This window comes from uncultured Brachyspira sp. (assembly GCF_949287625.1).
Lineage (GTDB): Bacteria > Spirochaetota > Brachyspiria > Brachyspirales > Brachyspiraceae > Brachyspira.
This window is the reverse complement of the sequence record NZ_CASEGO010000012.1, coordinates 1-12,905: the sequence shown is the minus strand read 5'-3', so window position 1 is coordinate 12,905 and position 12,905 is coordinate 1. Positions and strand designations below refer to the sequence as shown.

The 12,905-nt window shown below is 29.3% G+C and carries 12 protein-coding genes; 3 read left to right on the top strand and 9 right to left on the bottom strand.

Annotated features, from left to right (window positions below):
- Positions 1–4: 4 nt before the first annotated feature.
- The 9 genes from Q1X91_RS04040 to nadE form a co-directional block, all read right to left on the bottom strand.
- Positions 5–1,138, bottom strand: coding sequence for a chemotaxis response regulator protein-glutamate methylesterase (locus Q1X91_RS04040; protein WP_300753616.1), 1,134 nt, complete (start codon positions 1,136–1,138; stop codon positions 5–7).
- 27 nt (positions 1,139–1,165) lie between these two features.
- The gene (locus Q1X91_RS04035) at positions 1,166–1,759 is read right to left on the bottom strand and encodes a chemotaxis protein CheD (RefSeq protein ID WP_300753614.1); all 594 of its coding nucleotides are present in this window, start codon (positions 1,757–1,759) and stop codon (positions 1,166–1,168) included.
- Positions 1,760–1,774: 15 nt separating this feature from the next.
- Complete coding sequence (locus Q1X91_RS04030; protein ID WP_300753612.1) at positions 1,775–2,626, bottom strand: protein-glutamate O-methyltransferase CheR; 852 nt, start codon at positions 2,624–2,626, stop codon at positions 1,775–1,777.
- A gap of 24 nt (positions 2,627–2,650) precedes the next feature.
- Positions 2,651–3,181 carry a chemotaxis protein CheW gene (locus Q1X91_RS04025; RefSeq protein WP_300753610.1) on the bottom strand — a complete coding sequence of 177 codons (531 nt, stop codon included), beginning with the start codon at positions 3,179–3,181 and terminating at the stop codon, positions 2,651–2,653.
- An 11-nt stretch (positions 3,182–3,192) separates the two neighbouring features.
- Positions 3,193–5,358: a chemotaxis protein CheA gene (locus tag Q1X91_RS04020; protein ID WP_300753608.1), complete on the bottom strand. Its 2,166-nt coding sequence runs from the start codon at positions 5,356–5,358 to the stop codon at positions 3,193–3,195.
- Between the two features lie 60 nt (positions 5,359–5,418).
- The gene (locus Q1X91_RS04015) at positions 5,419–5,787 is read right to left on the bottom strand and encodes a response regulator (RefSeq protein WP_013112633.1); all 369 of its coding nucleotides are present in this window, start codon (positions 5,785–5,787) and stop codon (positions 5,419–5,421) included.
- Between the two features lie 32 nt (positions 5,788–5,819).
- Complete coding sequence (locus Q1X91_RS04010) at positions 5,820–6,083, bottom strand: anti-anti-sigma factor (protein WP_300753605.1); 264 nt, start codon at positions 6,081–6,083, stop codon at positions 5,820–5,822.
- A 24-nt stretch (positions 6,084–6,107) separates the two neighbouring features.
- On the bottom strand, positions 6,108–8,033 hold the full coding sequence (locus tag Q1X91_RS04005; RefSeq protein WP_300753651.1) for a chemotaxis protein: 1,926 nt from the start codon (positions 8,031–8,033) through the stop codon (positions 6,108–6,110).
- A gap of 308 nt (positions 8,034–8,341) precedes the next feature.
- Positions 8,342–10,234, bottom strand: a complete 1,893-nt coding sequence (nadE, locus tag Q1X91_RS04000) for an NAD(+) synthase (RefSeq protein ID WP_300753603.1) — start codon at positions 10,232–10,234, stop codon at positions 8,342–8,344.
- 143 nt (positions 10,235–10,377) lie between these two features.
- Here nadE and Q1X91_RS03995 point away from each other — a divergent pair, with 143 nt between their 5' ends.
- The 3 genes from Q1X91_RS03995 (at position 10,378) to Q1X91_RS03985 (ending at position 12,726) form a co-directional block, all read left to right on the top strand.
- On the top strand, positions 10,378–10,965 hold the full coding sequence (locus Q1X91_RS03995) for a pyridoxamine 5'-phosphate oxidase family protein (protein ID WP_300753601.1): 588 nt from the start codon (positions 10,378–10,380) through the stop codon (positions 10,963–10,965).
- Between the two features lie 115 nt (positions 10,966–11,080).
- Positions 11,081–12,070 (top strand): tetratricopeptide repeat protein, encoded by a 990-nt coding sequence (locus tag Q1X91_RS03990; protein ID WP_300753599.1) that lies wholly within the window; start codon positions 11,081–11,083, stop codon positions 12,068–12,070.
- Positions 12,071–12,090: 20 nt separating this feature from the next.
- Positions 12,091–12,726 (top strand): Crp/Fnr family transcriptional regulator, encoded by a 636-nt coding sequence (locus tag Q1X91_RS03985; protein WP_013112639.1) that lies wholly within the window; start codon positions 12,091–12,093, stop codon positions 12,724–12,726.
- Positions 12,727–12,905: the final 179 nt, after the last annotated feature.

Sequence of the window (12,905 nt, the reverse complement as noted above, 5' to 3'; positions counted from 1 at the left end):
AGAGTTATACTCTTTTCAAAGCAGCAGCAAGTATTTTATCTAAAGGAAGAACTTCATCTACTCCTCCTCTTGCTATTGCCTCTCTAGGCATACCAAATACAGTACAAGTTTCCTCATTTTGTGCAATATTGTATGCACCTGCATCTTTCATTTCTTTCATGCCATTAGCACCATCATCACCCATACCAGTAAGTATTATACCAATAGCTTTATTTTTAGCATAAACAGCACCGCTTCTGAAAAGTACATCTACAGAAGGTTTATGTCTAGTAACAGGCTCTCCATCTCTAACTTCTATAAAATATTTACCGCCTTTTACTTTAATCATAGTATGCTTACCGCCGCGTGCTAAAACAGCCTGTCCTCTTCCAACACTCATGCCATCTTCAGATTCAGCTACATCAATTTTTAATATACTGTTTAATCTTTTAGCAAATGAAGTAGTAAAATGCTCAGGCATATGCTGAGTTATAACTATAGGAGGTGCTGAAGGAGTAACATTTTTAAGACATTCTATTAAAGCCTCAGTACCGCCTGTAGAAGAACCTATAAGAATAATTTTATCCATAGGAGTTTCTCTTGAAGGTGTAAGAGGAAGTATAATATCAGCAGTATTTTTTTGATAAACTTTAAATCCTGCAGTTTTAGGGGCTTCCAAACTAATAGGTGTTCTTTCTGCTGGTGAAGCTGTTTCAGTAGGCATAGCAACACCATGTTTTCTGTAGAATTTAGCTCTGTTTGCATAAGCATTTTTAATTTTTTCAACTAAATCAGTAGCTAATTCTTCAACACCATCTCTAACATTAGCAGATGGTTTTATAACATAATCAAAAGCACCTATATTCAATGCATCTAAAGCTAATTCTCTATGTTTATCTAACAAAGAACTAAACATTATTACAGGGATAGGGTTATTAAGCATAAGTTTCTTAAGATAAGTTATACCGTCCATTTCTGGCATTTCTATATCTAAAGTAATAATATCTGGTTTAAGATTTTTGACCTTACTTTCAGCTAGAATTGGATTTGCAGCAGTACCTACCATTTCCAAAGCAGGATCTGAGTTAACAATTTTTGTTAGTAATTGCCTAATTAATGCGCTATCATCAATAGCTAATACTTTAATTTTTGTAGCCATAAAAAATCCTTAATAATTATTAATATATTAAAACAATGTGATGTCCGATTTTTCTTCAAGTTTATGCTGTAAGTTTTTAGAGTATTTAATTTCTTGCTCTGCTGAGAACTCTTTAGTTTTACCTTCTAGTTTTTTCATAAGTACTCTATTTTCTGTATTGAAGAAGAATACTTTTCTAGGCCAAGAGCCTCCTACATCTTCACTAACTATAGGTATTTTTTCATCAGCCAAAAACTTTTTAGCAAATTGTATATTTTTATCAGGGACTTGGAGTATATTACTGGTCATACCAGATAGTACATGTCCTCCTCCAAATATTTTGGCTGTAAGGTTTTCTTTCTTACCGCCTAATTTAATAATCTCGTTTATCAGAACCTCCATAGCGAAAACGCCATATCTAGTATTGTTATAATCTTCTGCTGGTGTTTCCCATTCTCTCATTTCTGGAAGCATAAAATGATTCATACCTCCGAATTTCAATTTATTTTCAAAGAGACAAACAGATATACAACTACCTAAAACTGTTTTAATAACAGCGGGTTCTTTTGAAGCATAATATCCACCTATATATATGGTTATTCTTTTAAAATTACTATTAGCCGCTGCTGGAAAATCAATCATTATTAATACCCCTACTTAAATCTTTTTATAAATATTACTAGACACATATTTAAATTTATCAGATACACCAAAAAGTGTTTCCGAGTGTCCTATAAATACCAAACCATCTTCTTTTAAATATCTATGGAATTTATTAAATAATTCCTTTTGAAATTCTTTATCAAAATAAATAATAACATTTCTGCAAAAAATCAAATCGAACTGAGTATGTATATCAAAATCTTCTTCTTTAAAATTTAACTGTCTAAAAAATAAATTCTTTTGTAATATGTCTTTTACTTTATAAAGACCTTCTTTATCGCCAGTACCTTTCAAAAAATATTTTCTTAAAATATTAGGCTGTATTGGTTCAACAGATTCTTCTTTATAGATACCTGCACGTCCATGAGCTAATACATTAGTATCTATATCACTTGCCAATACTTTTATATCATATCTGTCATAATTTGAGCCGAAATATTCATGCAGTGTCATTTGTATAGTGTAGGGCTCTTCTCCAGTTGAACAAGCAGCCGACCATATTCTAAGGTTTTTTACTTTTCCTTCCTTAAATTTTTTCTCCCACTCTGGAAGGAAATTACTTTTCATATATTCGAAATGTTTATTTTCTCTAAAGAAATCTGTTTTATTTGTTGTAACTGCATTAACAAAATTTGTTAATTCTTCATCTTTTGCATTTTTTACGAAATCTATGTATTCTCTAAAAGAATCCATATGTAAAGCTCTAAGTCTTTTACTCAACCTAGAAGTAACTAAAGCCCTTTTATGATTAGTCATTTGTATACGAGTTTTATCATAAATAATTTTAACTAATTCATTAAACTCAGAATCAGTTAAAGCGGGCATATTAGCATTTATATCATCCATATTATATACACCTCAATGAGTAATTTATACCGTTTTGTTCTCTCCGTCATTAGATTTAATGATTTCATCTATTGGAAGAACCATAATAATCTTATTTTCTAATCTAATGACATTAGAAATTTGAAGCCCTCTCATATTATCAATAGGAGTTTCTGTCATTTGGCTTTCATAAACAGTTATAACATCACTTACCATATCTGCTAATATTCCGAATTTTCTATTAGTTGTAGATATTACTATTATAACATCATCTTCAATAGAATGATCATCTCTTCTAGCTAAACCGAATCTTATTCTTATATCAACAATATGCAGAATATTACCCCTCAAATTCATCAAACCTCTCATATATTTAGGGCTTCCTGGTACAGGAGTAATATTAGTAACACCAACAATACCATCAATACTTAAAACATCAAGGGCATATTCTTCATTATCAATTTTAAATACTAAGAATTGCTGGCTTGGTTCAGTAGAAAGATTTTCTTCATGATCCAAAGCTGTACCTCCAACCTGAGGTATATTAGCAGCATTTATTTTTTGATTATCTAACATATTACAATCCTTTATTTTACACCATTATTTATTTTGCCTTGTAAAGACATATTAACTAACCCTTGTATATCTATAATAAGAGCTATTCTTCCGTCTCCAAGAATAGTGCCTCCAGCTATACCTGCATGTTTATCAAATGCAGAATCTAAAGACTTAATAACTACCTGCTGCTGATCTAAGAGTTCATCAACAAATATGGCACATCTTCTATAACCAGCTTCTACAACAACAACTATACCGTCCTCTATATTTTCAACCTGAGTATCTATTTCAAATACTTTATGAAGTCTTATTAAAGGCAAGTATTCTTCTCTTATTTTTATCATCTCACCTTTACCTTCAAAAGGTTTTACCTGTTCATTTTTTACTTTTATTTGTTCTATAATAGAGATAAGAGGCATGATGTATATTTGAGCACCTAAAGCAAAAGTAATACCTTCAATAATAGCCAATGTTAAAGGGAGTTTTACTATAAAAGTACTTCCTTTTCCTTCTACAGATTTTATTTCTATTTTACCTTTCATCTTTTCAACATTAGCTCTAACAACGTCCATACCAACACCTCTTCCAGATATGTCAGTAATTTTGTCAGCAGTTGAAACACCTGGTGCGAATATAGTTCTAAATATTTCTATATCAGAATATTTGCCGTCTTTAGATAGCAAACCTCTTTCTACAGCTTTTTTGAATATTTTTTCTTTATTTAATCCATTTCCATCATCAGATACTTCTATAACAACATGTCCTTCTTGGTGTGCAGCCGACATTGTTATAGTACCATATTCTGGTTTTCCTCTTGCTATTCTTTCTTCTTTAGTTTTTTCTATTCCATGATCCATAGAATTTCTAATCATGTGCTTAAGAGGGTCAGATAACTGCTCAAGCATGTTTTTATCTATCTCAGTAGTTTCTCCCTTTAGAACTAGTTTAACTTCTTTATTTAATTCCAAATTCAAATCTCTTACATATCTATGGAACTGATTGAATATAGGACCTATAGGCATCATCCTAATATTCATAACTTCTTCTTGTATTTGTCTTGAAGTTCTATCCATTGAGCTAACAGCTTCTTTTAATCCATTATCTATATCTAAACTTTGAGTAAGCTGCATTATTCTTGACTGAGCTATAACAAGTTCTCCAATTAAGTTCATCAAGCTGTCAAGTTTTCTTGTATCAACTCTAACTGTTGAAGGAGCTTGAACTTTGGCAGCTTTATGTACAGGAGGCTGAGCATTATTATTATTAGCAGCAGCATTATTATTGGCAGTTTCTGCAGGTTTAGCTTCAGCTTTAGGAGCTTCTTCTGCTTTAGGTGTCTCTTCAGCCTTAGCAGGAGCAGCTTCTGCAGGTTTAGCTTCTTCATCATCTTTAATATCTGCTTTTTTATTTACAATATTAATATCATTATCATCAATTACAAATAGGAAAATATTTTGCACCTGCTCATCTGGAGCATTAGTGTCAAAATCTAAAGAAAACTGAGTATAACAAACATAAGGATCTTCAAGATTCAAAATAGTAGGTAAATTATTACATTCTATTTTCAGATTATTGATAGTACCTATAGCTCTAAGGTCATTTAAAAACATAAGAGGGTCTATACCATTATCAAAAATAGTAGCCTTAAATCCCATATCAATATGGAAAGAATTAGAACCGCCGCTTCCTGATGCTGCTTCAGCTGGTTTTTCTTCTGCTTTAGGAGCTTCAGCTGAAGCTGGTTTTTCTTCTGCTTTAGGAGCTTCAGCTGGTTTTGGTGCAGGAGCCACTGCTGCAGGATCATTTCCGTCAGCTATAGCCTTAATTTTAGCTTTTAATGAATCTATATTAGTAACACCATCTGTTTCACTTTTACCATCTACAATATTTTGCAGCATAAGTTTCACAGTATCTAAGAACTCAAGAAGTACTGTTATCATTTGCGGTGTTACATCCAATTTACCGCTTCTTACTTTCTCTAATAAATTTTCAGCAACGTGGTTTAATTCACTCATAGTTGTGAAACCAACAGTACCTGCTGAAGATTTTAGAGTATGGGCACTTCTGAATATTTTATTCAAAAGATCCTCATCACTTTTATTATCCTCTAATAAAACTAAATCATTTTCTAAACCTTCTACGATTTCTTTAGCTTCACTTAAGAATATGGAAATAAATTCATCACTATCAAACATGTATTACACCTCTATCTTTAATAAAAATCCTTATTATATTACAATAAGATGGTTGGAAAATTAGTTTAAAAAACGTTTAACAACGTCCAAAAGTTGAGTTGGGTTAAATGGCTTTACTAGCCAACCGCTAGCTCCTGCAGCCTTCCCCTCCATTTTTTTCTCATCTTGAGATTCTGTTGTAAGCATAAGAATAGGGGTATATTTATGTTGATCTACCTGTCTTACATGCTTAATAAACTCTATACCGTCCATTTTAGGCATGTTAAGGTCAGTTATTATCATATCAACATTTGGGGTTTTACCTAGAACCTCTAACCCTGTAGTACCATCATCTGCAGACACTACAGTATAACTGCCCTTTTTCAAGGTATATTCAACAGATGCTCTAGCTGTATTTGAATCGTCTACAATTAGTATTGTTTTAGCCATACTTTAACCTCTTATATCATTAATTATTTTTATCAATTATTTTTATCGTTAATTATTTTTAAATACTCTACAAATAAATTATCCATGCCTTCTACTATAAGGTTTTTTTGATTTTTCGCAAGCTCTTTTTTCATAGCATACAATATTTGCAGACCTGCCAAATCAACATGTGCAGGACCTTCACAATTAAACTTTACAGTAATATCTTCGTTATAATTTGCACTTTTGATGACATTCTTAAAATATTTACTCATAGTCCTTATATTAAGATTGTCATTTATTTCTATAACTGCCATAAAAAAATACCTCCATTACTTTTATTAAAACATAGTAAAATCACCGCTATCAGCACCCACATCTATACTTATATCGACATTTGGAGCTTCTTCTCCAGATAAAATGCTATTTGCTATAGCTCTTTCTTTCTTAATTGTATATGAATTTACTATATCCAAATATTTATCGCTTTCTATTTTCCAGTTTTCTATACCCAATAATTTATAATATTCATTTTTCTTATTTCTTATAACATTTCTCATGCTGTTAAATATTTCTATTATTTCATTAATCTTTGTAAGCAGTGTACTCAAAGAACTTAAATCTATTAAAGTTTTATCTATAAGCCCAAACAATTCATCAGCATAACTATCGAGTCTTTTTATGTTATTATTAATAATATACTTAGACTCATCTAAACGTTTACTTACGCTCTCTGTCATAGATTCTATAAATGTATGTTCAGTAGACTGCTGATTAATATTTGACTTAAATTTATTAATAGAGCTGAATATAGCTGCCTTAATATTATGGAATTGTTCCAAACATGCATCTACAGTATCTGTTATATTAGTAGCTATAGATTCAACACTTTCTATAGAAAATGTTTGAGAATTATTAAATATATCGCTGTTTTTTTCCAACTCTATTTTAGCCAAAAAGTTAATTGAGTTAAATGTTTTTGCTATATTTTTAGTTTCTAAGAACATACTTTCCAATTCTTCTATAGAATCAATAATAGCTATATTACTGTCAGATATTCTGTATTTATTAGTTAAAAACAATTTAAAGTTTTCTAAATAAAGTTTTATAAATCCCATATATTCATTAAATAATGATTCTGAAACTGTGAATGGGAATTCTGATTTTCCTGTTTCTCCGCCTATCATATATTCAACTATTGTTGTTCTGTCTGCTGTTATATCAAGCAAAGCATCTTTTAAACCTTTAAGACTTTTATATATATCAGAGTTTGTCAAACTTATTTCTTCATGAATTGATTTAAAGTTTTCTATAATCAAAGTTAAAACAACATCATCAAAGGTAAGCAAATCCAATAATTTATGCTCTAAAGTTTGATTTTCTGTTTTCTCTAAATCTTCAGCATCCATAGTTTCTACTTGAGAACCATAATAATCTATAAAGTTTCTATTTTCATAAACTATAGAATTTATTGATTCAACTATGTGCTCTGTCTGCTGCCTTACAATATCCTCTCTTGGAAGAACCATCATTACTTCAAATATGAAATCATAAGTATTATCAACTCTTGAAATAATATTTGATATTATATTAGAAAATACAGCAAAAGAGTTTACCATATTGTTATGCTCTTTATCCAGCTGTTCACGCATAATAGTAAAGTTCTGTCTTTGTAATTCATTAGTTTTTAATATCTCTGTTTTAAATGATTCAAACCTTACAAATAACTCTTTACCGATTCTATTCATTTGGTCAGCTTGTTCATTTGAAGTTTCTGACATTTTTATGATGTTTTTAGATATTTCTCCAAAAGCTTTACCGCCTGCTCCATATTTTGAAGATATTATTATGGCATTTAATGAATACACCTTAATTTGGTCAGCGAGCATTCTTATCTGCTCTATAGAGTCCATTATATTACTGGTTTTACCTACATCTTCAACTAAAGAATCTGAAAGCTCATTATCCTGAGATATAAAATTCTGCATTCTATCAAATGATAAAAAGAAGTCATCTTGGTTTTCCTCTAAATCATTTGAAAAGTTTTTCTGCCCTTTATCATTATTAGTAAAATAAGAAAGCAGACTATTAGCCTTCTCATTTTCATTTTTCATTTCTTGTTCTATCATAGGAAATTTTTCGCCGATAAAACTATATACTCTGCCCACTTCTTCCAAGAAAGAATGTATATCTTTAACCGTAGTTTCAAGAATAGCAGAATAATCTAGGATATCCTGACGTATGTTATTATCTATAATGGCAGACATTCCCACTGTATATAATTTCCTATTATTTTAATTTTACATAGTTTAAATAAATTACTATATAAATATAACATTTATTATAGCTTTTTGCAAGTAAAATATTTCTATACTAATAATTTTACAGTAAAATTTAAATACTTTTTATGTTTAAATATATTATCATTATTTGTTTAAATTAATATTTTTTCAAATACTATACAATTATTACATTTTACTGCTATAATTATAAAAAAATAATTAACTTAATTAAATATACAAAAATTATAAAATTATAAAACTATAAAATTAAAAAACAAAAATAATTTTCATATTTAATCCAAACTTAAAACTTTATTCTTTAGGGATAAATATCTTGCTGTATAATATACCCTGTTTTGAGCCTCTCTATTACCAAAACCAAAACTTCTTCTGCTGACAGCAAGTATTGGAGGAGCCTGTATTCTTTTTGTAACTCCCATTCCCATAAACTGCTTCCACCATTTCTCCAAATCATCTAAAAAATTATGTGCTGTTTTAAAATATTTATTTAAAATACCTTTTTGGCAGCCAATTACCTCTTCCAATTTATCATTTATATACAATTCCAAAACATCTTCTAATATGATCCTGTTCCATGATTCCATTAAAAACTTAAATAAATAATCATGATAATCATATTTTATAGGATCTCCTTTTCCTTCATCTACAGCCTGTGCAGTCGATAGCTCGGCACTAGGTACAATATTTATAGTTCCTTCCGGTATAATTTCCTTGCCGAAAACTTTTTCATTAACATATTTTGCAAGTCCGTATATTTGATACTTCCATAAATCAGCCAAACAAGCAAAAAATCCTGCACTATCGCCATACATAGTAGAATACCCAACCATAGTCTCTGTTTTATTAGCATTGCAGGTAAATACTCCTCCAATACTAGCTGCAATAGCAGAAAGTACCCTTGATGATCTGTCTCTTGCCTGTATATTTTCTATAACAAAAGATGATAATTTTAAATAATTTTCATTTCCATCTTTTATGATAGGGGAGCTTTCTAATTGTTTTACTGTATAGTCAACGGACTCCTGTATAGGAACAACCATATATGAACAGCCTAAATTATCAGCCAAAGTTTTAGCTAAATCTTTTGTGGTATTAGAATTAAATTTGCTAGGCATATTTACAAGAAGAATATTATCCTTACCAAGTGCATTTACATACATAGCTGATGATAAAGCAGAATCAATTCCTCCAGATACTCCTATAACTATTTTTTTTACTCCTATAGATTTTGTAAACTTTCTTATTCCGTAAATTACTGTATCATATATAAACTTATATTCATCTTCTTCCTCTATTTCTATAGGTTTTGGATACGATTTATTTTTAAGATCCATTTCTATATAATATACATCATCTTCATATCTGTTTGCTGTCAATAATAAATTACCTTTGTCATCATAAACAGCACTTCCTCCGTCAAATGTATAAACTGTTTTTCCGTTATTTTGTATTCCTACATTATTAACATATACAAGAGGAATATTATGTTTACTTGCAATTTCTCCGTACATCTTATGGCGTTTTGTATCTTTAACCAATGTATAAGGCGAACTTGATATATTTATAAATAAATCAACATCTTTATTGCTGTTTATAATATCCATAGGAGAGAAAGAATAGTTGCTGCTCCAAGCATCTTCGCATATGGTAAGTCCGAGTTTTATTTTTTCACCATTACATTCTATTTCTAAAGGTTTTAAATATTCTTTTATATCAGCATTATTTTCAAATGCCAAATCTTTCAAGCTAAAAAAATGTCTTGGGTCTTCAAATTCTTTATAATTAGGAAGTAATGATTTTATTATAAAAGGGTAATTATTTATATTATTATGTATTAATTTACCGTCTTTAGCTACAAATAAAGCATTATATTTCCTTAATCTTCCGTCAAAATTCTTTTTACTCTTATCAGAAGCTACATTACCAAAAATAACATATATTCCCTTGGAGGATTTTATAATTTCTTCTCCCAGCTCTTCGCACTCATTTATAAATCCTTTACTCTCCCACATATCTCCGAGCATATATCCTGATACGCATAACTCTGGAAACACTATAATATCAGCATTATTTTTTTTAGCACTGCTTATAGCACTTATAATTCTAACCGTATTATCACATGGCATAGAAGGTATTATTTCAATTTGAGATATTGCTATTTTCATAATAAAAACTCCAATATTTTTGCTGTAACATGAAATTATATAAATTATATAATAATATTAATAAAGAAAAAATACAATAAACCGTATATTAAAATAAATAAAATAATCTATTATTTTGTATTAAAATACTCAAGGCGGTAATAATGAGACGAAAGGACTTTATATTTGAAGATATGAAGGAAATTGATAATATGCTGAATAGTATAGAATTCGGAGTTATGGCGTTGCCTGATATTATACCTTATGCTGTTCCTGTAAGTTTTTGCTTCAAGAATAATCAAATATATTTTCATGGTGCTATGTCTGGAAGAAAATATGAAATCTTAAAAAATAATCCTGAAGTTTCATTCACAGCATCAAAATTATATTCTTATATACCATCAGCATTTATGAATAATAATATGATTCCTACTCAATTTTTCTTCTCAATATTTGCTGAAGGCAGATTTGAAAGTATAAGTGATATAGAAGAAAGAAGAAATATATTATATGAATTGGTAAAAAAATATGAACCGAATAATACTAATTTATCAATAGATAATAAAATGTTTAACTATGCTCAGAATAATATGTTAATAGGGGTTATAAAAATACAAAATATCACTGCAAAGGCTAAATTCGGACAGAATATGACAGATGATGAAATAAAAATGATAATTAAAGACCTAAAAACAAGGGCTGAAAAAATCGATATAGATACAATAGAGATGATAAATAAAATGAGAAAATGAAAAAAATAACTTGAAAAAAGTATTATAAGTGATAGAATAAAAGCCGAATAAAAAACTATCTCTTTCATATTATAATATTTTTTCATTATAATAAAAATTAATTGAGGACAAACTAATGCAAACAAGAGTATATAAAGCAGGTTCTATAGTATATTTTACTGGGGATACTTCAGATAGAGTTTATATATTAAAACAGGGTCAGGCTCAAAGCATATTTTTGTCAGAAGAAACAGGGTATGAAACCAGAGAACTTATCAATATAGGAGAGTTTTTCGGTGTAAAAAGTATACTTGGAACATATCCGCAGGAAGATACCGTTCAATGTTTGACTGATTGTGTTGTTATTATAATTACATATGAAGAGTTTGAAAGTTTAATAGCAAAAAATAAGCCTATTATTATAAAAATGCTCAAAGTTTTTTCTAATCAGCTTAGAAGAATAAATAAAAGAGTTAGAGAACTTGTAGAAAATGATATTAATGATGAAGCTCCTGATCCTTTGGAAGGATTGTATAATATAGGGGAGTTCTATTTCAAAAATAAAAAATATAAAAATGCACTTTATGCCTATAAAAGATATCTTCAATATGCTGATGAAGACTCCACATATTATAATACTGTAAAAGAGAAAATAGAAGAATGTAAAGATGAACTAGATATAACAGATGACAGCGATATAGCTCCTCCAAACACAGAAGTTTCTTCGGCTGCAAAACCTGCTGCTCAGGTGCAAACTGCTGTAAATGATCCTACATATAATAAAGCTGTAGAATTATATAATAGTAATAATTATGTTAATTCTATAAAAACATTTAATACTTTGCTCAAAAGCCCTAATGCTGCTGTAGCTGAAAATTCTATGTTTTATATGGGTAAATGCTATTACAATTTAAATAAATATGATAATGCTTCTACAGTACTTTTATCTGCTATAAAAAAATATCCTAAATCTTCGAATGTTAAAGAGGCTATATTATTTTTAGCTAAAACATGCGAAGCTAAAGGTGATAAAACTAAGGCTAAGGCATATTATCAAAAGGTTATTTCTATGCCTCCTATGGATAATTTCTCTAAAGAAGCTAATGCAAGCGTTTCAAGATTATAATTTTTTATAAGGAATTAATTATGGATAATAATTTATCTTCACATACAAAGAAATACAATACTGATGATGTTATATTTTTAGAATATGAAAAAGGCGACAAATTTTATATGGTTCAAAGCGGATCTGTTAAAATTACTAAGGTTATAAAAGATGTTGAAAAATTATTAGACATAGTTTACCCAGGTGATTTTTTTGGAGAAATGGCTATATTAGAAGATACTACTAGAAGTGCTTCGGCAATAGCAAATGAACCTACTGTTTTACTAGAATTAAGAAAAGAAAACTTCCAATCAATATTAGCAAATAATACTGCTATGGCTCTTAAACTTTCAAAAATGTTCGCAAAAAGAATATTTGATGCCAAAAGGAGACTTTTAATACTTCAATTAAATGAAACTGATTTAAGAGTTTATGACTGTCTTCTATTATTGGCAGAACTTCAGAATATACCTAGAGATCATTATTATGAACCTCAGGAATTAAATGCCACTATTAATGATATTGCTAATTGGTGCGGTGTTAAAGTTAATGATGTTCAAAAAGTATTAAATTCTTTGGTAAAAACAGGTAAAATCGATATAAGAACTAATACAATTTACGTTAAAAACTTAAAGGAAATTCAAAGACAAATTGACTTAAAAAGAAAGAAATCATAAGTTAATAAACTTTATTTATAAAAAGCTGGTAACTTTTAGTTATCGGCTTTTTTATTCCTTAAAAATGCTATGTTAATTACAAATAATGCACGGGTTCCATACATATTGCATTTAAGTATTCCTTAATTTCTTAAAGTATAGCATAGGAGTATCATAATTTAAAGTAGAATGTATTCTTT